21 protein-coding genes are annotated in these 25,180 nt (G+C 33.5%); 10 read left to right on the top strand and 11 right to left on the bottom strand.

Features of this window, described 5'->3' with window-relative positions; genetic code table 11:
• Window positions 1-96: 96 nt before the first annotated feature.
• The 5 genes from PKK00_00345 to PKK00_00325 form a co-directional block, all read right to left on the bottom strand.
• Window positions 97-819: a hypothetical protein gene (locus PKK00_00345; GenBank protein HNW96839.1), complete on the bottom strand. Its 723-nt coding sequence runs from the start codon at window positions 817-819 to the stop codon at window positions 97-99.
• 93 nt (window positions 820-912) lie between these two features.
• On the bottom strand, window positions 913-2,343 hold the full coding sequence (locus PKK00_00340) for a glycosyltransferase family 39 protein (GenBank protein ID HNW96838.1): 1,431 nt from the start codon (window positions 2,341-2,343) through the stop codon (window positions 913-915).
• Between the two features lie 141 nt (window positions 2,344-2,484).
• On the bottom strand, window positions 2,485-3,381 hold the full coding sequence (locus tag PKK00_00335) for an OmpA family protein (protein ID HNW96837.1): 897 nt from the start codon (window positions 3,379-3,381) through the stop codon (window positions 2,485-2,487).
• 52 nt (window positions 3,382-3,433) lie between these two features.
• Complete coding sequence (locus tag PKK00_00330) at window positions 3,434-4,795, bottom strand: peptide MFS transporter (protein ID HNW96836.1); 1,362 nt, start codon at window positions 4,793-4,795, stop codon at window positions 3,434-3,436.
• A 52-nt stretch (window positions 4,796-4,847) separates the two neighbouring features.
• A complete protein-coding gene (locus tag PKK00_00325; GenBank protein ID HNW96835.1) occupies window positions 4,848-5,777 on the bottom strand; it encodes a helix-hairpin-helix domain-containing protein in 930 nt (309 codons plus the stop codon).
• Window positions 5,778-5,901: 124 nt separating this feature from the next.
• Here PKK00_00325 and PKK00_00320 point away from each other — a divergent pair, with 124 nt between their 5' ends.
• From PKK00_00320 to PKK00_00310, 3 genes are all read left to right on the top strand, one after another.
• Complete coding sequence (locus tag PKK00_00320) at window positions 5,902-7,443, top strand: amino acid permease (protein HNW96834.1); 1,542 nt, start codon at window positions 5,902-5,904, stop codon at window positions 7,441-7,443.
• Window positions 7,444-7,890: 447 nt separating this feature from the next.
• Window positions 7,891-8,232 carry an RNA-binding protein gene (locus tag PKK00_00315; GenBank protein ID HNW96833.1) on the top strand — a complete coding sequence of 114 codons (342 nt, stop codon included), beginning with the start codon at window positions 7,891-7,893 and terminating at the stop codon, window positions 8,230-8,232.
• A gap of 27 nt (window positions 8,233-8,259) precedes the next feature.
• Complete coding sequence (locus PKK00_00310; GenBank protein ID HNW96832.1) at window positions 8,260-10,122, top strand: DEAD/DEAH box helicase; 1,863 nt, start codon at window positions 8,260-8,262, stop codon at window positions 10,120-10,122.
• 27 nt (window positions 10,123-10,149) lie between these two features.
• Here the strand turns inward: PKK00_00310 and PKK00_00305 are convergent, their stop codons facing one another.
• Genes PKK00_00305 through PKK00_00295 form a run of 3 tightly spaced genes read right to left on the bottom strand, consistent with a single transcriptional unit; the run spans window position 10,150 to window position 12,219 of the window.
• On the bottom strand, window positions 10,150-10,749 hold the full coding sequence (locus PKK00_00305; protein HNW96831.1) for a hypothetical protein: 600 nt from the start codon (window positions 10,747-10,749) through the stop codon (window positions 10,150-10,152).
• A 20-nt stretch (window positions 10,750-10,769) separates the two neighbouring features.
• Complete coding sequence (locus PKK00_00300) at window positions 10,770-11,195, bottom strand: hypothetical protein (GenBank protein ID HNW96830.1); 426 nt, start codon at window positions 11,193-11,195, stop codon at window positions 10,770-10,772.
• 10 nt (window positions 11,196-11,205) lie between these two features.
• The gene (locus PKK00_00295; protein ID HNW96829.1) at window positions 11,206-12,219 is read right to left on the bottom strand and encodes a potassium channel protein; all 1,014 of its coding nucleotides are present in this window, start codon (window positions 12,217-12,219) and stop codon (window positions 11,206-11,208) included.
• 172 nt (window positions 12,220-12,391) lie between these two features.
• On the opposite strand from PKK00_00295, the gene ettA reads away from it, so the two are divergent.
• A complete protein-coding gene (gene ettA / locus PKK00_00290; protein HNW96828.1) occupies window positions 12,392-14,071 on the top strand; it encodes an energy-dependent translational throttle protein EttA in 1,680 nt (559 codons plus the stop codon).
• A gap of 533 nt (window positions 14,072-14,604) precedes the next feature.
• On the opposite strand, the gene PKK00_00285 is transcribed toward ettA, so the two are convergent.
• Together PKK00_00285 and PKK00_00280 are read right to left on the bottom strand one after the other, a co-directional pair.
• Complete coding sequence (locus tag PKK00_00285) at window positions 14,605-15,702, bottom strand: hypothetical protein (protein HNW96827.1); 1,098 nt, start codon at window positions 15,700-15,702, stop codon at window positions 14,605-14,607.
• Between the two features lie 167 nt (window positions 15,703-15,869).
• Complete coding sequence (locus PKK00_00280) at window positions 15,870-16,250, bottom strand: GxxExxY protein (GenBank protein ID HNW96826.1); 381 nt, start codon at window positions 16,248-16,250, stop codon at window positions 15,870-15,872.
• Window positions 16,251-16,326: 76 nt separating this feature from the next.
• Between PKK00_00280 and PKK00_00275 the strand changes: the two genes are divergently transcribed.
• The 6 genes from PKK00_00275 (at window position 16,327) to PKK00_00250 (ending at window position 21,915) form a co-directional block, all read left to right on the top strand.
• A complete protein-coding gene (locus PKK00_00275) occupies window positions 16,327-16,902 on the top strand; it encodes a TIGR00730 family Rossman fold protein (protein ID HNW96825.1) in 576 nt (191 codons plus the stop codon).
• 51 nt (window positions 16,903-16,953) lie between these two features.
• Window positions 16,954-17,430 carry a methylated-DNA--[protein]-cysteine S-methyltransferase gene (locus PKK00_00270; protein ID HNW96824.1) on the top strand — a complete coding sequence of 159 codons (477 nt, stop codon included), beginning with the start codon at window positions 16,954-16,956 and terminating at the stop codon, window positions 17,428-17,430.
• Window positions 17,427-17,891, top strand: coding sequence for a WbuC family cupin fold metalloprotein (locus PKK00_00265; GenBank protein ID HNW96823.1), 465 nt, complete (start codon window positions 17,427-17,429; stop codon window positions 17,889-17,891). Before PKK00_00270 ends, PKK00_00265 begins: the two co-directional genes overlap by 4 nt.
• A gap of 226 nt (window positions 17,892-18,117) precedes the next feature.
• On the top strand, window positions 18,118-19,488 hold the full coding sequence (gene hisS, locus PKK00_00260) for a histidine--tRNA ligase (GenBank protein HNW96822.1): 1,371 nt from the start codon (window positions 18,118-18,120) through the stop codon (window positions 19,486-19,488).
• Between the two features lie 244 nt (window positions 19,489-19,732).
• Window positions 19,733-21,271, top strand: coding sequence for an aromatic amino acid ammonia-lyase (locus PKK00_00255; GenBank protein HNW96821.1), 1,539 nt, complete (start codon window positions 19,733-19,735; stop codon window positions 21,269-21,271).
• A gap of 158 nt (window positions 21,272-21,429) precedes the next feature.
• Entirely contained in the window at window positions 21,430-21,915 is a 486-nt protein-coding gene (locus tag PKK00_00250; GenBank protein HNW96820.1) for a hypothetical protein, read from the top strand.
• Window positions 21,916-21,979: 64 nt separating this feature from the next.
• Here PKK00_00250 and PKK00_00245 read toward each other — a convergent pair whose 3' ends face one another.
• Window positions 21,980-25,066, bottom strand: coding sequence for a T9SS type A sorting domain-containing protein (locus PKK00_00245; GenBank protein HNW96819.1), 3,087 nt, complete (start codon window positions 25,064-25,066; stop codon window positions 21,980-21,982).
• Window positions 25,067-25,180: the final 114 nt, after the last annotated feature.

The raw sequence follows: 25,180 nt of genomic DNA, 5'->3' as shown, positions 1-25,180 counted from the left end.
ACTGCTTTAATTACTCTAATATTCTTATGATAGCATAAAAGGTAAAAGCACTCGTTACGCTTCGCTAAACGAGCGCGAACGTGGGAATTTATATTATCAATGAACATATGGAATTATAACAAATTCAGTCGAGTCTTTCACTTTTGCTGTATCATTTCGATAAACTTTACACTCTATTACTTTATCAAATGCAAAATTTAAAGTCCATGAACGTTTCGTAATTGAAGAGCTAAATTCAATAGAATTATAATATAATTCAGGTCTGTCAAAAGTCCCGATATAATCAGTCCCCCAATTCAAATCGGTAAGATAAACTTTTTTAAATTTTTTATTTATAATGTTGTATTTACAAGCATATGTTGAATCTTTCGACCATCCCCAATAATATAAAACATAATTGTCCAAATAAAATGCTGAAAAGAAAGAGTCATATAATGGAGGTGAAAGATAACTAAATTTATTACCGTCATATATAGTTAAACCTTTTACTCTACCAAATATCTTGTTGTTTTTTGATTTATGAGAATGCTCTTCGGTACCTTTTTGAGATCTGACTTGCAAATACAAAATTGAATCTGTTCCGATAAAAAAAGCGCTACTGTATAACAAGACGGTATCAATAGGTTGTGAATATTTGTATAGAATTGCATAACTAGCGCCACATACATTTAAATCAAATTCGGATGGTAAGGAAAATGTGTATTTTGTCATGTCGGATTTAGAGATAGATTCATTTTCGGATTTTTTATTATCAGTCATAACTCCGTCTCTACATGATAGCAGAGTTAAAACAATCATCACTAATATCAAATTTCTCATATATATATTGCAAATTTATTATTAATGCTAAAAATTATATTACTCCATTTACTATGCTACATCTACATTTTAAAATTCAAAATAGCTTATTCTTTAATTATTTTTTTCTATGTATTCTTTTTCTGAATTTATTTCATAAACAGTATAATCATAATTTTCAAAGACAATTTTATAATTTAAATATTCTTTATAATCATGTTTATTTACAAAAATATATTTACATCCTTGCAGGGCAATTTCTTCGATAAATAAACTATCCGATAATTTTTTATTTACACAGTTCCATCCTTTTCTGTGTGTCAAATAAATTTGTTGAGGATTTCCATTTCCATTGATAACAATCAAATCTTTTTTATCCGAAACACTATCAGCAATTGATTCTAATTCGAGTTTGTACATTTCCGTTTTTTTATTAAAAAAATCATGTTGCTGGTTTGCTATACTTTCTGTAATTCCAAAGAAAATAATAAAAATGAATAACCATTTATTTTTGATTTGAGAAATGGAATACCCTGCAACTAAAGCCATAACAGGAACAAATGGAATTATGTAATATGAATGATGAGTAAAAGAAGAACCTGATTTGAAAATATAAATGATGAATATTAATAAAATTGACGTAAAAACATAGATCAATCTTTTGTTTTGTTTTTTTAACATCAGGAAAATACCAAAGATGAAAAATGAAATAAAAATATAACTACAAAAAGAACTAATAAAAAATTTCTCCAATGCCATATAAATATTTGAAGATACTTCGTAAAACCCTTTTTGTATATCTGAACCTGAATTATACCATATGCCGAATTTACTTGACACATAAGGGTTCCATATAAAATACCAGGTATATGTAAGTATAAGTGGTATGATTGTCGTGAGTCCAAGAATTATTTTTTGTTTTGGATTTGTTCGGGTAAAGAATAAAGGAATAAAAACTATGAAGTATATGCCTGCAGGAATCTTAGATAAAATACCAAGGCTTGAAAATAGTAAGTATAAAAAAATATTTATGTATCGTCCTTTCTCTAAATATTCAGTCCCATAATAAATTCCAATGAACATTAATGATATGCAAAATGTGTCGGGCATCATTTTCCTTGAAAAAGCAAACCATATCGAACCAATTAAACAAAAAGCCGACGAGAATGCAATTTTATGGTCAAAATATTTTTTAATTATTTTATAAAAGAAAAATATTCCTATTGAAGAAACAATAAGGTTTATCAATCGTCCATACCAATGAGTGTAACCAAATAATTTAGCAATTAGAGAATAGATATAATTCATAATTGGAAATTCCATTCCAATTATCCCTGTGCCACCTTCATTATCATCAATACGAGGGTATAAGATATTTGAATTGGTTTCAAAAAAATTTCTGCTTACCATTAATCCTGTTGCTTGTCTCCAGTTATGACCTATTTCAATAGGTGGGTTAGTGATGCCAATAAGCCGAATAAGAAAAAAGATTACTATCCAAAATTCAATTTTGTTACAAAACTTTTTTTTTATTTCAGAACTCATTTGTAAAAAGAAAAAATAGATGATTTATATTTTATAAAGATAATGCATCATTATAATTATTACTGTTCAACTATTTGCGTAATTGTTATTATTCAATCTATGTTGATGATTAACGTTATTAAGATTATTTGATGTTTGATTTTATTTCGACGATACTGTAATTTCAACTCTCCTGTTTTTCTTTCTTCCCTCTTCTGTGGTATTTTCGCCAATGGGGTTTTGTTGACCATAGCCGGTATAATTCATTCGTGTGCTTTCAATGCCTTTGTTTACAAGGTAATCATAAACTGCCTTTGCGCGATTTTCGGATAATTGATTGTTGCCAATGTCAACTGTAGAATTATCGGTATACCCTTTTATTTCAATTTTTGTTGCAGAATTTTTTTTCATTTCACCGGCAAGACTGTCGAGTTTAGTGTATGCATTTGTTGGAATTGTAGATTTGCCTTCTTCAAAATTTAAAATAATTGTTGCAGTTGAGTTTTCTTTAATAGCAGCAGTCATGCCTGATATAGGTTTATATTTTAAACGGAATGAGTCGTAAGTTATAGTTAAATATTTATCGGAGCCAATGTATTCAAGAATGGGTTCAAGCTCCATGGGTTTCAGGTAACTTTGAACGGTAGTTATAAGGCGAAGGCTATCATCGAGGTAACACATGGAAGGATATGACATGCGCCCTTTAAGCAGCGAACTTGCCAGTTGATTCGGGCTGCGTGGCGTTTCGGGGTTAGGGTTAATAAAATCATATCCATTAAAATGAATGGTATCTTTTCGTTCGGCATCCAGTTTAACTGCGATAAAATATTTATTCATTAGCCGGGTAATAGTAGAATCGGGGAAAGTGTTTTTATCAAGCACCTTGCACCATCCGCACCATTCGGTATAAATATCTATGAAAACTTTTTTATGTGTAGCACTGTTGAGTTTTACTCCATCTTCAAACGAATACCAATGAATTTTATCGCTGCTTTGCGAAAAAGCAGAATTCGTAATCAATAGGATTAACGGGAGATATAAAAGAATTTTTTTTATCATTTTTATTAAGTTAAATCGTAAAACTGATCCGCCTAAGGCAGACTAAAATAAGTTAATCAACTCCATGCATTTTCTTCAATAACCATTTCGACATGAATATTACAATAATACCTAATATCCCGATAAAAATTGCAATGCCTGCAAAAATTGATAATGCTCCGAGTTTAGCAACTACACTAACAATAGCGCCGCTAATAAAATTGGCAATAGCGCTGCTGGTAAACCATAATCCCATAAATAAAGATGAATATTTTGCTGGAGCTAATTTAGTTACCATTGATAAACCAATTGGAGAAAGGCAAAGTTCCCCGATGGTATGAAATAAATAAGTAACGATAATCCAGATAAGACTTGCTTTAACTGCGGTGTCAGGGTTGTCGCCACCACGTTGCATTACAGCGCCTACCATAAAAAGAAATCCAATACCAAGAGCAATCATACCTATTCCCATTTTAACCGGAGTAGAAGGATTCTTTCCCTTTTTTGCAAGGGCAACCCAAAGTGCAGCGAATAAGGAACCGAGAATAATGATGAATACTGGGTTTATAGCCTGGAACCATGATGTAGGCATGGTCCATCCGAAAATGGTTTTGTCAATAAAATTATCGGTATATAAATTGAAAGTGGTTCCTGCTTGTTCGAATCCTGCCCAAAAAAAAGTAACAAAGAATAATAAAATCCAGATAACAAGAATACGGTCCTTTTCTATTTTTGTTAAAGGTTTATTTTCAACTTTATTTTCTTTATTCTGTTTGTAAATAGGGTATTTACCTATGTCGCCTAAAAATCTTTGCGCAGCTATCATATAAATAATTAACCCTGTCATCATTGCAAATCCTGCAATCATAAAGCCATACCTGAATCCATATGTTTCTCCGAAATAACCACAAAGCAGTGGAGCAAAGAATGCGCCTCCATTGAAAAGCATATAGTAAATCGTAAATCCGCTGTCGCGACGTTTATCACCGGGGGCATACAGATCGCCAATCATTGATGAGCAGGTAGGTTTAAAGAATCCGTTGCCAAACGCAAGAAGAATAAGTCCGGTAAAAAATGATGTTGTTGTTAAATCAAGCGCAAGGGTGAAGTGACCGATCATAATTAAAAATCCACCAATGATAACCGATTTTCTTTTTCCTATATAACGGTCAGCAAGAAACCCGCCAAGCAAAGGTAAAAGATAGCACATACTGGTGAAAGTGCCATAAACAAAGCCTGCATTAGCATCAGAAAAACCCAGCCCACCTAAATGTGCCCTGCGATTTTCGGGATTAAAAATATCATTTGCCATATACAGGATAAGAAAAGCTCTCATGCCGTAATAACTGAAGCGTTCCCATATGGCTGTAAATGAAAGTATCCACAATCCTTTTGGTTGTGATAAATTTTCTGTCTGAATAGTATTTGATTCCATGTAAGTTATTTTGATTTGCTAAAATAGAAAATAAATTAATCGGTAACCGAAATTAGTTAACCGTAAGATAGGGTTGGATTTTATTAAATATTTTTTCAGTTATTAATGCAAGCTTTTTTATCTCTTCAATTGTTTTGAAATTGCCATGTTGTTTCCTGTAATTGACAAGCGATGCAGCTATATTATAATTCAGGTAAGGATGTTTTTTTAATTCATCAGGCGTAGCGCTATTGATATTAATTTTTGAAATTAAAAATTTATTGATACTCACGTATTCTGAAAAGCCTGAAAAACGTATGCTGTCCATTCCATACACTTCAAGCAGTTGTTCTTTTTTTATGAATCCACCAAGTTTATTACGGTATGCAATAATTCGTTTTGCAAATGCAGAACCTATGCCTTTCAGCTTTTTTAAATCGTTGGTATCGGCGGCATTCAATTCGATGATTTCAGAATTCTTTAAATTAGTGTTTGATTTTTTTTCTTTGTTATCAAAATTATTTTCATTCGGAATTTGAATGTAAGGCTCTATGATTTCGTATTCGCTTTCGCTGATGGAATATATTTTTTTCAGGTCTTCTTTTTTAAAAAATTTTCCACCTTTGGCTTCGTAATTTTTTATAGTGCGGATTTGTTTATCCGAAAATCCCATTTGTTTCCATTCTCTATCTGAAAGCCCGTTTGGATTGAACAGGAAAGGATGTATTTGCATTTCGGCAGTTGATTTATCAATATTGGAATAATCGAACTCTTTTGAGTAGGAACTGTCGTAGTTGTATGAATATTTTTTTTGCGCTTTCAGCGATCTTTCAAATTTTTCAATTTCATTATCAAGCTTACTAAAATCAGGTGTTTCTTTACTTGTGATTAAAGGGAAGAGTAATGGCGATATAACAACAAGCAGCAGAATAATAAGCAAAACAATTATTCCTTTGCGCTCACTTTTGTTGAATGAAAAATAATCTTTTATAAACTGTTTCAAGAATAGTATAAATTGCTAAAACACAAAAATATATTTATTTGAGAAAATGGAAATGATTAAGTATATTTTTTTTCAATGAGGATAATTTTATAATATTGTGCAAATTTTAAACGACAAATATAAAATGGCCAAACGATTATTTATAACCAAATCCATGTCAAAGCTCATGGATGAATCTAATGATAAGGGTCATGGGCTTAAAAGAACGCTTACGGCAACCAATTTAACAACACTTGGTATTGGTGCTATTATTGGCGCAGGAATTTTTGTTCTTACCGGGCAGGCAGCTGCACAGTATGCCGGTCCTGCTATTGTAATCTCATTTATTATTTCAGGTGTTGCATGTGCTTTTGCCGGATTGTGTTATGCTGAGTTTGCATCAATGATACCCATTGCAGGAAGCGCTTATACCTATTCGTATGCCACGATGGGTGAATTTCTTGCATGGATTATAGGTTGGGACCTTATTCTTGAATATTTATTTGCTGCTTCTACAGTATCGGTGGGATGGGGCGGATATGTTGTTAGTTTTCTGAATGATTTTGGTATACATATCCCTGCTTATCTAAGTGCAGCATCCGGGAGTGTACTGGTTGATGTGCCAAATATAGGATGGAAACCTATTACCGAAAATCTACTAAAAAATTTATCGGCATTGAATATAAATGTGGATACACTACCACATGTTACTTCAATAATGAATTTGCCTGCAATGGCTATAGTTGCAATACTAACAACTTTGCTTGTAATTGGAATAAGGGAATCAGCTAATTTTAATAATGTAATGGTCATAGTAAAAGTTTCTGTAATTATTATATTTATTGCTATAGGATTTGCTTTTGTGAAAAGTGCGAACTGGCATCCATTTATCCCTGAAAATACAGGTGAATGGGGAGAGTACGGATGGAGTGGTATATTACGCGGAGCCGGTGTAATTTTCTTTGCTTATATAGGATTTGATGCGGTATCCACTGCTGCACAGGAAGCAAAGAATCCTCAAAAACATATGCCCATTGGTATTCTTGGATCATTAAGTATTTCAACAGTTTTATATATTCTTGTGGCAATAGTTTTAACAGGTATTGTAAGTTATACGATGTTAAATGTTCCTGATCCTGTAGCGGTGGGTGTTAACGCGATGGGTAACGGTATGTTCTGGTTACGTCCGATCATTAAAATAGCGGCAATTGCAGGATTAAGTTCTGTAATACTTGTAATGCTTATGGGACAGCCACGTATTTTTTATTCTATGTCGAAAGATGGTTTGCTTCCACCGGTTTTTTCAAAAGTTCACAAACGTTTTAAAACACCATATATAAGTACAATTATTACCGGATTTGTAGCGATGATCATAGCCGGTGTTCTTCCAATCGATATACTTGGAGAACTTGTTTCAATAGGTACACTATTAGCTTTTGCGATCGTATGTGTAAGTATAATCATCCTCAGGAAAAAACGCCCGGACCTTCCTCGTCCATTCCGTACACCTTTAGTACCATTGATCCCGATTCTGGGCGCATTGATATGTTTTGCCCAAATGGCATCCTTGCCTTTAGATACATGGTTGCGATTGATTATATGGATGGCTATCGGTTTTCTGATTTATTTTACATACGGCATCAGGAAAAGTAAGCTGTTTAATGAAAATAAAAATGAAAAGAAATAATTAGATTCTACTTTTTATTATAAGAATAAAACCGCCTCAGTATTTTGAGACGGCTTTTTTTATCTGAAGAAGTTATGAATTTCTCACTTCAAACTTCAAAGATATCATCACTTAGATTTGCAATACCGATTGTATATATGTAATAGCCCATAAATTGTACAATAACATCTATATTATCGGCATAGCCATTGTAAAATTTACTATTTTAAATTTACAATTGGTATCAATACATTGAAGTTTTCCAAAGTATTGTTTAATATAGTTTAAGTAAAATGTCAGGGGCATTGATATTTATACTATCTTTGCACAGTCAATTAAAGATAAAGTTTTAACCGGTATCAATTCGTAAATGGTTTTTTCATTCCCTCCTAAGGTAGTAATAATAAACGATTTTCAGCTTTCCAGTGTAAAACGATTATCAATTAATCATTTTTAAAAAAAAGTATTATGAACATTTTTATTTCAAATTTGAGCTTCAGAGTAAGCGATGAAGATTTATTATCGTTATTTGGAGAGTATGGTGCTGTAAAATCAGCAAAAGTTATTACCGATAAATTTTCGGGCAGATCAAGAGGTTTTGGTTTTGTTGAAATTGAAGATAACGAAATTGCTAAAAAAGCTATTGAAGAACTTGACGGAGTTGAATACGACGGCAGAGTTATTAAAGTTTCAGAAGCAAAACCTAGAACTGAAAACCGCGATGGAAAAAGAAGAGGTGGTTTTAACGATAGAGGCGACAGAGGTGACAGAAACGATAGAAACAACAATAGAGTTAGTTATAGGAATTAATCCTGTAACAGAATTGAGAAAATAGAAATGACTTTTGAAGAACTTTCCGTTATACCTGAAATTTGCAAAGCAATTCAGGAAATGGGATTTGAAAACCCAATGCCTGTTCAGGAACAGGTAATACCCTTATTACTTAATAAACGTAATGATGTAATAGCGCTTGCGCAAACAGGAACCGGAAAAACAGCAGCTTTCGGCATTCCTCTTATACAGGAAGCCAATCCGGATATTTCCAATCCCAGAGCTTTGGTACTATGTCCCACACGCGAACTGTGCATGCAAATTACAGGCGATTTAAAAGATTTTGCGAAATATTGCAATAATATCAGGATACTCCCTGTTTATGGAGGTTCCAGCATTGAAACACAAATCAACGCTTTAAAAAAAGGTGTTCAAATTGTTGTTGCTACTCCCGGAAGGTTGATCGATCTTCTGGAAAGAAAAGCAGTTAAACTTTCGGGAATTGAAAGAGTAGTGCTTGATGAAGCCGATGAAATGCTGAACATGGGTTTCCTTGATGATATCAATACTATTCTGGCACAGGCTCCGGCAAAACGGAATACCATGCTTTTCTCGGCTACTATGCCCGATGCTATTACCAATATTTCACGGAAGTTCATGAACAATCCGGTTGAAATTACTGTAGGCTCAAAAAACGCTGGCGCTGAAAATGTAAAACATGTTTGTTATACGGTTCATGCACGCGATAAATATTTTGCTTTAAAACGTATTGCCGATTTTAATCCGAATATTTATGGTATTGTTTTTTGCCGTACACGTAAAGAAACACAGGAAATTGCCGATAAACTGATACAGGATGGATACAATGCCGATGCATTGCATGGCGACTTATCGCAGGCTCAACGCGATTCAGTAATGCAAAAGTTCAGGATACGGAACATACAGCTGCTTATTGCTACTGATGTTGCTGCCCGCGGACTTGATGTAGATGACCTTACTCATGTTATCAATTATAATTTACCCGACGATTTTGATGTGTATACACACCGAAGCGGACGAACAGGAAGAACAGGCAAAGCAGGAATTTCAATTGCCATTGTTAACCTGAAAGAAAAAAGCATGCTAAAGCAAATTGAGAAAAAAATTAAGAAATCATTTCTGCATGCTACTATTCCTACCGGAAAAGAAATTTGCGAAAAACAACTTTTCAGTTTTATCGATAGAATGGAAAAAGTGGAAATTGATTATTCACAGGTGAATAATTTCCTTCCAGTGATTTTCCGCAAATTGGAATGGCTCGATAAGGAAGATATTATCTGCCGTTTTGTTTCCCTTGAATTTAATCGTTTCCTGGAATATTATAAGAATGCACCGGATATCAATATTTCTGATATGGGTGAAAGACGTTCTGATAGAAAAGGCGATAGATCTGGCGTTGAAGCAGGCTATGCGCGCTTATTTATCAATTCAGGAAAAATGGATGGACTTAATCCTGCAAAATTAATAGGCGTTATTAATGACGTTTTGCCGGGAGAAAAAATATCAATCGGACGAATTGATTTATTGAAAAGTTATTCATTTTTTGAAATAGAAAAACCTTATGCTGAACAGGTAATGACAGCACTGAATGATTATTCTTTAGATGGCAGGATATTGAAAGTTGAAATTGCTTCTGAACGAAGATCTGAAGGGCAGGAGCGATCAGAAAGATCGGAAAGAAGACATGTCAGATCAAAAAGAAAATTCGGAAAAGAAGGAAATTATAAAAGCGATGGTGGAAGCTACAAAGGTGATAGCAGCCGCAGACGCGAAGGTAGTCGTAGAGATGAAGGCAGTCGCAGAAGTGGCGGAAGATTTAGTAATGATAAAGAATCCCGTGGCGACAGAAAAGATAAACCAAGAAATTTCGAAAAGAAGAAATTCAGATAACTGAAAAGCAGGCATTGCCTGCTTTTTCTATTTTATAATCATATTATTTCTTACTTCGTGTAATTTATTCCAAACTTCGGTATTGCTTTTATTTGCACTTACCAAAATGGTCAGGTAAGTTTTATTTGTTTCGGTTTTAATAATGCTTTCAATTTCCATGAACAGATTTATTTTTCTTCCATTGCTGAATGTATCGAAAAATGGTACAGTTGCGCTGTATATTGGCAATTCAGTTGCTGATGGTACTACTTTAATTTCTGATTTTATAAGTGCAGTGTCAGGTGTTAACTTTTTTGGTTGTCCAACAGAAAGGCACAATCCTTTGTAATATTTATCAAGAAAATTTTTAATATCATCTTTCTGAAAATTTTTCTTTCCATCAATGCAAACAACAAAAGCATATGTAAAATAATTTACCGAGGTGGTATCAAACATTCCGGGAGCAAAACGTATTTCTTCAAATCCGGAATAATTGATTTCCGGAGCAAAATCAAAAGGTAAATTAATTCTTTCAAAGCCCCAGCCGGTGGGCATTTGCAGTATTACCGGATTGGGTTGTTGTTGCTGCGAAAAAACTAATGATGAAAAATTTACCATTAACAAAATTGTAAAAAATATTTTTTTCATAAAATATGTTTTTAAAATTGTTATTGCTTTTTTATATCGGAAGTGGCAGTAAGCATCATCAGTTTTTGAAAAACGGCAGTTACAGCTTTTGGTGGAGGATTATTGGCATTTCCCCAAACAATCCGGTTGGATTTACTGCCTTTGAATAATTCAATATAATAATTGTAATTGTAAGGATTGTTGAATGACAATTCGTATAAATTATTTTTCTTCATCTCATTATATATCTCTTTGATTTTTTCTTTAGGTAGCGATTTAATGAATTTATTTGATGAAGTTTCTTTTTTATATAAATCGCCTTTGTTGTCAATATAATATTCGTCATATTTTCCGGTGAATCCACCACCTTTACCAAAAACTACTTTGTCGAAAGGAATATTATATTTAAATAAACTGCAATTACAAAAAAGAAAAAAAATCAGGGAAATAAAGAATATTTTTTTCATGTCAGGACAATTAAGATTTAAGAAGATTTTTCATGTTATGAATTTGTTCGGGAGTGCCAAGAACAAATAGTTTTGCATCGGGAATCATTTTTGTTTCAGGTAAAGGATTAATAATAAACTCACCTTTGCTGGTTTTAAAACCAATAATGTTTGCGCCTGTTTTATTGCGTATATCCAATTCGGCAAGAGTTTTATTCCTGAAATTTTCATGCATATCGCAGCAAAAGATTTCTTCGAGATTAACAGTTGTAGTTTCATATACAGAAATATGACGAAGCAATTCAACAACATCAGGTTTCATTACCAGTGCAGCCATGTGTGCTCCTCCCACGTGTTCGGGTAGTACAATATTATCAGCTCCTGCCATTTTTAATTTTTTCTCGGAACTTTCGCTTGATGCGCGACTAATGATTTTTAATTTTGGATTAAGAGCCTTTGCTGATAAAACAACAAAAAGATTATCAGCATCCAGGGGTAGCGATGTTATTAGTGCTTTTGCTGTTTTTACTCCTGCCTTAATTAAAACATCATCTTCGGTAGCATCACCTTCAATAAAAAATATTTTGCTGTTGTTTTCCGATTCATTTATCACACTGTGGGTTTGTTCAATCACCACAAAAGATTTATTGTGTGTAATAAGCTCCGATGCTGCCATTTTTCCGTTACGCCCGTAACCGCATACAATTACATGATTTTCCATTTTCTTTATTTCTGAATTAGCCCTGAAATCTTTAAAATATCTTCTGAATTCACCGTCAACAATGCTTGTTGTGATGAGTGAAATTGAATAAACAAATGTTCCCATACTTGTAAGTATGAGAAGAATTGTAAATATTTTTCCGCCGTCGGTTAAGGGATGTATCTCCTTGAACCCAACTGTAGCAATAGTTATAATGGTCATGTAAAGAGAATCGAGAAAATTATATTCTTCAATAATCTTAAAACCTATCGTGCCCATTATTACAGTAAGCAGCAATAAAAGGAAAGAATACCTGATTTTACCTAATCGCGAAAAGCTGTTCATAGTATGATGATATTAACAAAGGTAATGAAATGGAATTTATTGAAATTTATTTTTGAAAAATATTTTCAACATTAAAATGTTTGATATTAAAAATATAAATCAAAAAGTCCGATATTTGCCTTTCATAAAATTTATCATTTAAAATTTAACATTCAATATTGATAATTTAATTATGGCTGACGATAAAAAAATAATATTTTCAATGGTAGGCGTAAGTAAGATATTTCCGCCACACAAGCAGGTTTTAAAAGATATTTATCTTTCGTTTTATTATGGAGCTAAAATAGGAATCATTGGTTTGAATGGTTCCGGAAAATCAACATTACTCAAGATTATTGCTGGAATTGAACAATCGTACCAGGGTAAAGTTGTTTTCTCACCGGGCTATTCTGTAGGATATCTTGAACAAGACCCGAAGCTTGATGAAACAAAAACAGTGAAAGAAATTGTCCAGGAAGGTGTTCAGGAAGTTGTTGATCTGCTTAAAGAGTACGAAGAAATTAATTTAAAGTTTGCCGAACCTATGAGTGATGATGAGATGAATAAGCTCATCGAACGTCAGGGTGCGCTTACTGAATTGCTCGATCATCATAATGCATGGGAACTTGATACTAAGCTTGAAAGAGCGCTCGATGCATTGCGTTGTCCTGATGGTGAGGCTTTGATAAAAAATTTATCGGGAGGTGAATTAAGACGCGTAGCTTTGTGCCGACTGTTGCTTAAAGAACCCGATATTCTTTTGCTTGATGAGCCTACCAACCACCTCGATGCCGAATCGGTTGAATGGCTTGAGTTGCATTTGAAACAATACAAAGGAACTGTTATTGCTGTAACACACGATCGTTATTTCCTTGATAACGTTGCAGGCTGGATACTCGAACTCGACCGTGGCGAAGGCATTCCATGGCAGGGAAATTATTCTTCATGGCTCGACCAGAAAACAAAACGATTAGCTCAGGAAGAAAAATTTGAAAGCAAACGCAGGAAAACATTGGAACGGGAATTAGAATGGGTGCGTATGTCGCCATCAGCACGTCATGCTAAGGGAAAAGCAAGGTTGAATGCATATGAAAAAATGTTGAATGAAGATGTAAAACAAAAAGAAGAACGACTTGAAATATTTATTCCTAATGGTCCACGCTTAGGTAATGTGGTTGTTGAAGCTAAAGATGTTTCGAAATCATTTAGCGAGAAATTATTATTTGAGAATTTAAGTTTTGCATTACCTCCTGCCGGAATTGTTGGTATCATTGGCCCTAACGGTGCCGGTAAAACCACATTGTTCAGGATGGTCATCGGTTCTGAAAAAGCTGATAAAGGAGAATTTAAAACTGGAGAAACTGTAAAAATAGGTTATGTTGACCAGTCGCATGCAGCCATCGATCCTGAAAAGACCGTGTACCAGGTGATTTCAGGCGACAGTGAAATCATCACTGTTGGCGGGCGTTCTATGAATGCACGTGCGTATGTGGCACGTTTTAATTTCAGTGGTGCCGACCAGGAAAAGAAATGCGGTGTGCTTTCGGGCGGCGAACGGAATCGTCTGCACCTTGCATTAACATTGAAAGAAGAAGCAAACGTATTATTGCTCGACGAACCTACTAACGATATTGATGTTAACACACTTCGTGCTTTGGAAGAAGGTCTTGAAGACTTTGCCGGATGTGCCGTGATCATCTCTCACGACCGCTGGTTCCTTGATAGAGTGGCAACTCACATCCTCGCATTTGAAGGCGATTCGCAGGTTTACTTCTTCGAAGGTTCCTACTCGGAATATGAAGAAAATAAAAAGAAACGATTAGGCGATACAGGTCCAAAACGTATTCGTTATAAAAAATTGAAAGCGGATTAAATTTAAAAATCTGAATTCAGAAAATAGAAATTACAGAAATAAATTTTCTATACACTAAGCCCTGTAAGGGTAAAACAATTTTTAGATATTTTCCATAATCAAATTATGTTTCGTACCTAACGGCACGAAAATATCTTTAGTAGTTTATATATTTTACCAATATATTGTCCCTATCGGGACAAAAGCTTGGTAAAGAGAAAAACCCAAAAATATATTATGTCCTGTAAGGACAAAACAATTTATACTCGTTCTTGTCAGGTTTGCAAAGGCAAAACTGTTTAGAACGAGTTATACCGTACAGAAAACAAAAAATAATTTTGCAAAACTCTTTTCTGTCGGTATAAATATATTCCTATACACATTAAAATTATATTTAATACCTTACTGTATAAAAATATGTTTTGTAGTTTCTATATTTTTCCAATTCATTGTCCCGATAGGGACAAAAGCTTGGTAAAAGAAAAACCCAAAATATGCTATGTCCCGTAGGGACAAAACAATTTGACCTTTTATGAAAATGAATGATCATGTTTCTATTCTTCAAAGCATCTCACAGCTTTTCCGAATAACACTGTAAACATTGGGATGATGCCTTTAAATTCTTTTCTGGCATTATACATAACTTCACAAGGTGATAAAGCAACAACATCTTTTTGCAAACTCATTGTCTTGGGATCGAGCGACCACTTTTCGTAAAATCGGAATAGTAAAATATTTTTTATGTCTTTTACTTTACAAATTATTGTATCGAATAAAACTTTATTTGGCAACGTATTTTTTGTGATCTCCATTGTGTCGCATGTTGCAGCAATATCCTGAATTTCGCTTAGGTTGAAAGCGGTCATATTATCAATTGCAAATGTATAATAATCGCTGAAGTTTGTTGAAGGATATGTTTTGATTTTTTCTGAAATAGCTGAGAACAGAAGAGATTCAATATATGACTGGCGCGAAATAGAGTCGTTTGAGACTTTTAAGATATTCCCAAATTGTGGCATCGATGTTTCAAGGTTTGAAAATATCGGACTGTTGTATAAAATATAATCAGTAAGCGTTTCATAATTTTTTTTGTCAGTATTGCCAACATTTTTTATCCAGAATAAAGGCATATCCTGTGAAATAATTTTTGTTTTATTCTGATATTTTACTTCCTTGTCAACAGCGATAATTGGACTGTAATCAGAGATTTCTTTTCTGATTTTAAATGTAAAGGTATCATAATACCATGCTTCACGGAAGCGTAAACTGTGAATTTCAGAAGGTGAAATATATTTTGTTATAACAGTATCGTACTTGTCGTATGGCGGTTTTGTACGCGTTTTGATAATAGTGTCTTTATAAGTTAATTTTTTAAAAATTTCATCATGAGATAATTCATTGCCATCGTAATTATAAACTTTTATTTCTCCTTTAAGCGCTTTGTTCATCAATGCCTGCTGAAAGTACCAGCGTTTTGATGTTTCAATATTTCGTTTCCACCAGTCGGTTTCCGAAAGTTCCGAACCCTGACAAAGGTCTTTATTTATAATAGGTACATCGTATTCAATGTTTTTTATCAGAACATTATTTTGAGCCTGAAGGGAATTAAGAAAAAATAAAAAAAATATTGATAAATAAAAAAATGTTTTCATTTGATGAAATTTGAATTTGTATTTTATTTTTTTACCACAAAGGAAGCACAAAGTTTTTACAAAGTGCTCAAAGTATATTTAGTTTTAAAATATGATTTTCTTTGTGAACTTCGTGCATTTTTTTCTTTGTGTTACTTTGTGGTTTAAAAGGATTCCATTGAATAAAATTATAATGAGCCATTTATTACTCTTTTTATACCTTCTTTTAATTTCACGACATTAAAGTTTATTAATAATCCTAATTTATAATTCCCAAGTTTTAAATACGTAAGAGTTTGAGCAAGGTGAATATCATGCAATGCTTCTACACTTTTAATTTCAATTACAAGTTTATTTTCTATTACTAAATCAATTCTATATCCACAATCTAATTTTACTTCTTCGAATATCAAAGGAATAGGTTTTTCTTTCTCGACATAAATTTCTGATTTTTTTATTTTATAATAAAGGCATTCTTTGTAAGCACTTTCAAGTAATCCTGGCCCTAATGCATTATGTACCTCTATAGCTAACCCGATTATTTTATTTGATAACTCATTTTCATTCATATTTTTCTTCTTGCTAAAGCCAAATGTAGAAAATTATTCAATAATATTAATTTTATCTTTGTAAAAAAATAAAGTTTTGAAAAAGATAGAATCAGTTTGTATTTTTTGTGGTTCCAGTTTTGGCGAAAACCCTTTATTTAAAGCAAAAGCAGAAGCTTTAGGAAAATTAATTGCTGAAGAAAAATTAACTCTCGTTTTTGGTGGAAGCAGACTCGGGCTTATGGGTGTTATAGCTGATACTGTTATGAAAAATGGAGGAAATGTTTTTGGTGTAATTCCTGAACACCTTTTCAATAAAGGGATTTCACATGATGAAATAACAGAATTGATTGTTGTGAAAACCATGAACGAACGGAAAGCATTGATGATCGAGAAATCGGATGCATTTATTGCGATGCCCGGTGGTTATGGCACACTCGATGAAATTACAGAAGTGCTTTCGCTCAATCAACTTTCAATGATTGATAAGCCTTGTGCGTTATTTAACGTTTCAAATTTCTATGATAATTATATCAGGCATCTTGAGCATACCGTAGAACAAAAATTATTACGTCCTGAGCATCATCAGATGCTGCTTTATGATGACAATGAAAAACGACTTTTGGAAAAAATAAAAAATTATAAAACCATTGATATTGGTAAGTGGTATTAGAAATGCTTGGTGCCCTTTGCGCGTTCATTGCGTACTTTGCGGTAAAAATTTATGAAAAAATATTATTATAATTCACCAATCGGAACGATAGAAATTACCGGAAGCGAAAATGGAATTGCTTCGTTATATTTTGTGGAAACTGAAAATGTTTATACTGATTGTCCTGAATGCCTCGCTAAATGCGTGAAACAGATTGATGAGTATTTTAATAAAAAAAGAAAAATATTTGATTTGAAATTTGATTTGCAGGGAACCGATTTTCAGAAGAGAGTATGGACTGAATTATTAAAAATTCCTTATGGTAAAACCTGCTCATATCTTGATATTGCAAAAGCTATAGGAAATAAATTATCAATAAGGGCTGTGGGAAATGCAAATGGGAAAAATCCTGTATCCATTATTATTCCTTGTCATCGCGTGATTGGAAGCGACGGAAACCTTGTTGGCTATGGTGGTGGCTTATGGCGGAAGAAATGGTTGTTGGATTTTGAAAACAAAAGTCAAACGGAATTATTCGATTCGATATGATTAAGATTACCGAAGAAATGCTTGTTTCATTATCGGAAGAAGCTAAGACTACGAAACGAAAACGAAAGAATTTTAATTTTCATAAAGAAGATTCCGAGATATTGCAGCGCATGTTGAATGCCCTGGAACCTACAACATACGTTCGTCCGCATAAGCATATCAATCCCGATAAAAAAGAAATTTTTGTTTTACTGAAAGGAAAAATTGCCGTTGTTGAATTTGATGATTTTGGTAATATCACTGAAAAAATCATTCTTTCGCATGAACTGAAAAATTATGCTGCCGAAATCACACCCGCTGCATGGCATACTGTTATTGCCTTTGAGAGCGGCTCGGTTTATTATGAAGTTAAAGAAGGACCGTATGATATTACGATTGATAAAATTTTTGCCCCTTGGGCGCCGGAAGAAGGTTTTTCGCAAGTTGATGAATACCTGAAAAGAATAATTAGTAATTTATAAACCCTTTGTGTTCTTGATTTTTCATCTTAGTGTTTATATATGGTACTCTTTATAAATTAATGAAAGAAATTATTATAAGCCTGAAAGGCTTAAATATTAATAACAGGTGGTGAAACCACCTGTATAAATGCAAATAGCAACAAACCCTGAAAGGGTTAAATATAATGCAGAAGAAGCTGTGTTATATGATAAAAATTTCTAATTTTGTTAAATAAAAATAATTTTAATGTCTTCACAAAAACCCTCAATTCCTAAAGGTACGCGCGATTTCGGTGTTAAAGAAATGATCCGCCGTAATTATATTTTCGATACTATTCGCAGTGTGTTCAGGCTTTATGGTTATAAACCTATTGAAACTCCGGCAATGGAAAATCTTTCTGTATTGCTTGGAAAATATGGGGAAGAGGGCGACAGATTAATTTTTAAAATTCTGAATAGTGGTGATTATTTATCAGAAATTCCTGGCGATAAAAAATTGGATATCACTTCAAATGAAGCAATAAAATTTATTTCTGAAAAAGCTTTACGATACGACCTTACCGTACCTTTTGCGCGTTTTGTGGTGATGCATCAGAACGAAATTACTTTTCCTTTTAAACGTTACCAGATGCAACCTGTATGGCGAGCCGACCGTCCGCAGAAAGGCCGCTACCGCGAGTTTTATCAATGCGATGTGGATGTTATTGGAAGCGATTCGTTGCTGAATGAAGTTGAACTTATCCAAATTGTTGATTCGATTTTTGGAAAACTAAAAATTCCTGTAAAGATTAAAATAAATAACCGAAAGATACTTTCCGGGATTGCCGAAATCATTGGCGAAAGCAAACGAATTGTAGATATTACGGTAGCCATTGACAAGCTTGATAAAATTGGTGTAGATGGAGTAAATAAAGAGCTTCAGGAAAAAGGCATTTCAAAAGATTCTTTAATGAAATTGCAACCGATAATATTTTTAAAAGGCAATTCAGAATTTAAACTTAATGAACTGAAAAAAATATTACAGTCTTCAGAAGTAGGATTGAAAGGTATTTCGGAATGTGAAACGGTTTTGAATTATCTGAAAACTGTTTCAGTTTCTTCTGAAGTTGAATTTGAGATCACACTTGCCCGTGGCTTGAATTATTACACCGGTGCTATTTTTGAAGTATCGGCAAAAGATGTTGCTATGGGAAGTATTGCCGGTGGCGGGCGTTACGATGACCTTACGGGAATATTTGGATTGCCTAATGTTTCAGGAGTTGGAATCTCTTTCGGTGCCGACCGTATTTATGATGTGTTGAATGAAATGAATCTATTCCCTGAGGAAGTATCATCAACAACAAAAATACTTTTTATAAATTTTGGAGCAGAAGAAGAAAAATTCTGTTTGCCATTGATCAGGCAAGTGCGTGAAGCAGGTGTCAGCGCTGAGCTTTATCCTTCATCGGCAAAGACTAAAAAGCAATTCGATTATGCAAATGCCAATAATATACCTTTTGTCGCTATTGTTGGCACTGATGAGATGAAAGAAAATAGTGTTTCAATAAAAAATATGAAGACAGGAGTTCAGGAAAAAATTTCAGTTAACGATTTGATTAATAAAATTTCAAACCTGTAAAAATTTTTTGCACTACTGAAAAAAACTTCTTATATTTGACAAGAAATTACAATTTATGCAAAACTGGAATATTCATTACAAAATTAAAATTACACGCGCCTGTCTCTAGTATTTCATTCCTTTATCATCGGTAATACCGATTGTTCATTAATCATTATACTTTCTTATTTTAAAAAAATTAAAAATTCTTTTTAAGAATTTTAATCATTTATAATTAATCATTTAACATTTAAAATTTAAAGTTATGGCAATAATAATAAAAGGCGCAGGCCTTACAATAGAAGATTTAGTAAAAGTAGCCCGTCATGGCGAAAAGGTTGAATTATCATCTGATGCAAAAGAGCGAATCGTTAAATGTCGTGGCATGCTTGAAAAAAAACTTGCAGCAAAAGAAATAATGTATGGTGTGAATACCGGAATTGGTGAATTTTCAGAAATTGTTCTGAATGATACACAAGTTATGGAATTTCAAAAATATCTTGTTTACAACCATTCAGCAGGTATAGGTGAAGCAGCTCCGGTTGATCATGTTCGTGCTGCAATGCTACTTCGTGCAAATGTCCATTCACATGGTAATTCAGGTTGCCGACTTGAAATTACTCAATGCCTGGTTGATATGCTAAATAATGGTATCACGCCTTATGTTTGTGTAAAAGGTTCTGTTGGAGCTTGTGGTGATTTAGCACCGATGTCGCAGATTGCACTTTGCATGATGGGCGAAAATAAAGTATTCTATAAAGACAAATGGATGCCTTCAAAAGAGGCTTTTGAAAAAGCAGGAATACCTGTTCCCGGATTACAGGCACGCGATGGACTTGCTGCAATCAATGGTTCTAATTTCCTAACAGGAATGAGCGCATTAATGATTTTTGATACCAATAATTGGCTAAAGCAGGCAGAAATTGCATGTGCTATGTCGCTCGAAGCATTAAAAGCAAACCTTAAACCTTACGACCTTAGATTACTCGAAGCACGTGGATTTCCAGGTGGTATAAGAAGCGCTAAAGCTATTCATAAAGTTTGTCAGGGTGGCGATCTTGCTGAAAATAAATTAAAAGTAAAGGTTCAGGATGCCTATTCAATGCGTTCAACTCCTGCAGTAATAGGCTCAGCTCACGATCAGCTTGTTTATGCACGCAAACAAGTGGAAATAGAAATGAACGGAGTAGGGGATAATCCTTTATTTTTCCCTGATCAAAATGTTCAGTTATCGGGTGCAAACTTCCAGGGTTCTCCTGTATCGGTACCTATGGATATGGTAGGTGCTGTTGTTACAATGGTATCTGTTCTATCAGAAAGACGAATGAACCGATTGAACAATCCTGCATTAAGCATTGGATTACCTCCATTCTTAACAAAAGGCGCAGGTATGTTTTCAGGATTGATGTTAAGTCAATATACTGCCGATATGCAAATTGTTGAACAACGTATTTTATCTATGCCTGCAAGTATCCAGAGTATTCCTGCTGCTGCAGACCAGGAAGATTTCGTATCAATGGGAATGAATACAGCGCTTAAAAATTTCCAGATATTGGATAATGCATATGGTATTCTGGGTATTGAATTTATGGCCGCAGCACAAGCCCTTGACCTTAGGGAAAAACTTGAAACTCCTTATAAATATGGTAATGGTACTGCTACTGCTCATAAAGTTATTCGCAAGCATGTTGAATATCTTGACATCGACAGGCCATTATTCACTGATCATAATGCAATGAAAGATCTTGTAAAATCATGCGAAATATTAAATGAAGTTGAAAAAGTTGTTGGAAGTCTCGAATAACAGATGATATTAGAATATTATTAAAGCTCCTGAATTTTCAGGAGCTTTTTTTATCATACAACGTGTTAATAAAATATTTTTTGATACTTTGATTTGGATGTATATAGATTTAAATTTGTATGATAAAATACCGATTAATAACTAAAATTTAATTTAACATGGAACAGGAAAATGTAAATCCATTTATGGATAACACAAAAAAACGTCCAACATTTTTGACCGTTATTTGTATTTTAAGTTTTGTTGGGATAGGGTTTGTTTTTATCTCTTCTTTGATAAATATTTTAAATACAGGTAACACTCAAAATGAAATGATGAAGCTGCAAACAATAAATAGTTCGTTTTTTGATTCAGTGGATTTCGATAATTTTTTTTATTATAGTAAAATAAATAATATTGTTGGTTTCGCTGCTACTCTTATTTGCCTGGCAGGAGTAATATTAATGTGGCATTTGAAAAAAATAGGTTTTTTTATTTATGTAGTCGGAGAATTAGCTCCTACGGTTACTTTCTTTATATTATTCAGTAATTTTTTTCAAAATCCATTAATGTCTATAATATTTATGTTTTCTTCAATATTGATGTTTGTTGTAGCAATAGTATTTATTATAATGTATGCTTTTAATTTAAAACATATGTCATAAGAGAGATGCAAAAAAAAGAGAGGCTGTTAAATTTAACAGCCTCTCTTTTTTTGCCAATTAATTATTATTGAATTTTCACAAATTTAGTAATAGCTTTATCTGAGCCTGTTTGCATGTGTATAAAGTAAGTTCCGTTTTTCAGAATACTGCAATCAATATTGAAAACGTGTGACCCTTTTGATATTTTAGAAAGATTTGCTGAATACAACATTTTTCCTGTAACATCAAGAACTTTTATTTTAATATCGCTGTTTTCAGGAATTGTATATGTTAAAGCTGCATTATTTATTACAGGGTTTGGATATACCGATAAAGATAATGCTGATGAGCTGACACTATTGTTTTGAGTTTGAGGATCATTAATACTAGTGTATTTTGTGCATTCATAAACGCCTCTGCCATGAGTTCCGGCGTATATGGTACCATAATTAGTAACATTAGAATAATCATACTGTTGCTGCCACAGGGAGTAAACAGGAACATTTGCCAAACCAGTATTTTCTTCAACCCACTGAGGTGATGATGCTGAAATATCATCAAGCGAATATATGCCATGTTCAGTTCCTATAATAACTGCGCCAGATTCAAAAATTGGCATTAATGAAGAATATACAGGCATATAAGGTAAATTTCCTTGTTTTGAAACAAAAGTAGGATCACTATCCAGTGCATTCGATGAGTATAAAATATAAGGAGTAGTAGTATTGTAATTACCAAGAGTTATAAGAATATTATCAGGATTACTAGGATCGCAAGATATAGAAGTGATTGCTTTATTGTTAGTAGTAATTGTTAATTCTTTAAACCCGATTACACAATTAGTAGTATCATCACATTCAGCAGTTGTGGCATTCTGTGCAGCACGTAAATTTGATAACCTGTATAGTTTACCATCAGCTGTTCCAACAAAAAGATAGTTGCCGTCTTTAGATAAAGCCATACACTGGGTATTATGGTTGCTGGTTTGTGGAATATTTGCAACTTTAAACCATTTAGGGTTGTTTGCGAAATCTAATGCTTGTTTTGTCATCCAAATTGCGTTATCAAAACCAACAAAGAATTTAGATTGAATAATATCCTGTATATAAATCGTATCACCTTGTTCAATTGATGTTAGAGTTTCATACCAGAAAGCTGCAGGTTTATTTCCACTTTCAATATATAAATATGAATTTGCGTTAAATCTTGTTTCATAAGAGATAAGAATATTACCGCTGCTTGCTGGAGCAGAAGAGAAAGTAATATCATATGATCCATCACTATAAGATATTGTACTGGAAACGGTATTGTCTACACTACCAATAATATTTCCACTTCCGTCATCATTTGCATGAATAGAACCGGAAACAATTTGAATGGTTCCTGGAACTATTGATGCAAAAGGCTGTTTTCCTTTTTCTAAAGTTCCTGTAAAATGTTTTGTTTGCCCGTCGCCTTTATCTTCAAATTTTTCATTAGCAATTTTTGCTGGGGAAAATACAATAGAATCATTTGAGTATGTATCATTTCCGCATTCCCATAATATGATTGGAGCATAATATGCTGCAAAGAATGATGGTTGTCCTGCGGTATAACCGGTAGGAAGCATTTTTTTATCATAAAAAAGGTTGCTGGCATCCTGGTTAAAAGTTGAAGGATAGAAGTTTGAACCTGCATCAGGTGAACGTTGGGTAATTCCGTATATTGATGATGTGAAAAATGCTTCAGGATTTATATATGAGAATGTACTCATGCCTCCATTTCCGCCAGCCTTGGATGTGAGACCGTAAGCATGTTTTGGAAATGTTGGAAAGTTAGGATTAATTAATAAAGTTCCGTTATCGTCTGTTCCTGCCATAATCCATCCATAAGGAGATGCTGTTACATTATTACACTGAATAGTACTGTAATTAATATTTATTGTTTCAAATGTTTCTCCTCCGTCTAAACTGCGTGAAATTCCACCGTTATTACCTATATAAAAAATATTAGGATTAGTTGGGCTAAAAACAATAGTGTTAATTCCTGCATGAATGTAATAACTACTTTCAGATTCCAAATAATTCAATGATTTTTGTGTCCAGGTAGAAAGTTCATCCTTCAATACCCATAAATTATCTCCTCCAACAAAAATTTTATTTGGATTGGTAGGGTGAACAGCAATTGTATTGTTAGAATTACCTTTTTTACCAAAAGGCTGGAACAAACCGCTGCCACCGGGGCCAATAACAGACCAGTTATCACCTTTATTTGTAGATTTATAAATATTATATAATGAGTTATCTGTTGAATCGGCAACACTTGCATAAATATATTCAGGATTTGATGGTGCAAAAGCAAATTCAATTCTTGAAACTCCGGTTGCAGGAAGATCTCCGTTTGTTCCAGACACTGATTGACATACAAAAGAATTATCGTTCCCATTTGAAGATACATAACATAAATTGTTAACGCTTGTAATAACAGTACCATCAGTAGCTACATCAACATCAGTTGATACTCCGGTAACTCCAACAGGGTTTATCCATGAACTTCCGCCATCATCTGAACTTTGTAATCCTTTATTGGTTGAAGCATAAATACGGTTTGCATTGTTTGGGTCGCATGCTATTTTATTTACATAAGCCCATGCAATATTGTTTGTGTTCTCAGTTGCAGGAATAGTTGATGTTAACAAAGTGAAAGTACTTCCATCAGTAGATTTGTAAATTCCTTTTCCAACAAATCCTGTTGACCCATTAGCATTTCCGGTACTGGTTGAAAGGCCTTCGCCGGTGCCTGCATAAATTGCACCATCCGCTCCCTGTGCGATACATGAAATTCCGAGGTTTTCAGCAAAGTCATTTATTTTTACCCATGAAGAACCTCCGGTTGTTGATTTCCATAATCCACCGCTTACACCACCGGCATAAATAGTATTAGCATTATTTTTATCAACTAATATAGCCCTTGTACGTCCACCCATATTATCAGGACCAAGTTCATTCCATGTCAAATTAAGCGAATTCCCGCCTTTTTGATTTTCGCTGCCAACAGCACTTGAATTACTTGGGGTACTCTGTTTATTTTTAGGAGTGAAAATTTGTTTATTGATTTGTGATGATGCCATAATAAATACACTTCCCGTAAAAGTTATGGCTAATAAGCTAAAAAGTACTTTTTTCTTCTTCATGGTTTCTAGTATTGTGTTAGTCAAAACAAGGTTTTTAAAAACGGCACAAGATACATCTTTTTTAAATATTGCAAAAAAGTTTTTTTCAAAAATTAATCAACAGAAAATCAGAAT

This window comes from Bacteroidales bacterium, from assembly GCA_035353855.1.
In the GTDB taxonomy this organism is placed as follows: Bacteria; Bacteroidota; Bacteroidia; order Bacteroidales; family CG2-30-32-10; genus DAOQAK01.
The sequence above is the reverse complement of the archived record's forward strand: the minus strand, read 5'-3'. Positions and strand labels throughout refer to the sequence as shown.

Coding starts and splice junctions, on each gene's coding strand:
- PKK00_00345 (HNW96839.1), bottom strand. CDS start 819: ATGAGAAATTTGATATTAGTGATGATTGTTTTAACTCTGCTATCATGT.
- PKK00_00255 (HNW96821.1), top strand. CDS start 19,733: ATGGCAATAATAATAAAAGGCGCAGGCCTTACAATAGAAGATTTAGTA.
- PKK00_00300 (HNW96830.1), bottom strand. CDS start 11,195: ATGAAAAAAATATTCTTTATTTCCCTGATTTTTTTTCTTTTTTGTAAT.
- PKK00_00245 (HNW96819.1), bottom strand. CDS start 25,066: ATGAAGAAGAAAAAAGTACTTTTTAGCTTATTAGCCATAACTTTTACG.
- PKK00_00335 (HNW96837.1), bottom strand. CDS start 3,381: ATGATAAAAAAAATTCTTTTATATCTCCCGTTAATCCTATTGATTACG.
- ettA (HNW96828.1), top strand. CDS start 12,392: ATGGCTGACGATAAAAAAATAATATTTTCAATGGTAGGCGTAAGTAAG.
- PKK00_00315 (HNW96833.1), top strand. CDS start 7,891: ATGAACATTTTTATTTCAAATTTGAGCTTCAGAGTAAGCGATGAAGAT.
- PKK00_00330 (HNW96836.1), bottom strand. CDS start 4,795: ATGGAATCAAATACTATTCAGACAGAAAATTTATCACAACCAAAAGGA.
- PKK00_00265 (HNW96823.1), top strand. CDS start 17,427: ATGATTAAGATTACCGAAGAAATGCTTGTTTCATTATCGGAAGAAGCT.
- PKK00_00310 (HNW96832.1), top strand. CDS start 8,260: ATGACTTTTGAAGAACTTTCCGTTATACCTGAAATTTGCAAAGCAATT.
- hisS (HNW96822.1), top strand. CDS start 18,118: ATGTCTTCACAAAAACCCTCAATTCCTAAAGGTACGCGCGATTTCGGT.
- PKK00_00320 (HNW96834.1), top strand. CDS start 5,902: ATGGCCAAACGATTATTTATAACCAAATCCATGTCAAAGCTCATGGAT.
- PKK00_00305 (HNW96831.1), bottom strand. CDS start 10,749: ATGAAAAAAATATTTTTTACAATTTTGTTAATGGTAAATTTTTCATCA.
- PKK00_00340 (HNW96838.1), bottom strand. CDS start 2,343: ATGAGTTCTGAAATAAAAAAAAAGTTTTGTAACAAAATTGAATTTTGG.
- PKK00_00280 (HNW96826.1), bottom strand. CDS start 16,250: ATGAATGAAAATGAGTTATCAAATAAAATAATCGGGTTAGCTATAGAG.
- PKK00_00250 (HNW96820.1), top strand. CDS start 21,430: ATGGAACAGGAAAATGTAAATCCATTTATGGATAACACAAAAAAACGT.
- PKK00_00295 (HNW96829.1), bottom strand. CDS start 12,219: ATGAACAGCTTTTCGCGATTAGGTAAAATCAGGTATTCTTTCCTTTTA.
- PKK00_00285 (HNW96827.1), bottom strand. CDS start 15,702: ATGAAAACATTTTTTTATTTATCAATATTTTTTTTATTTTTTCTTAAT.
- PKK00_00270 (HNW96824.1), top strand. CDS start 16,954: ATGAAAAAATATTATTATAATTCACCAATCGGAACGATAGAAATTACC.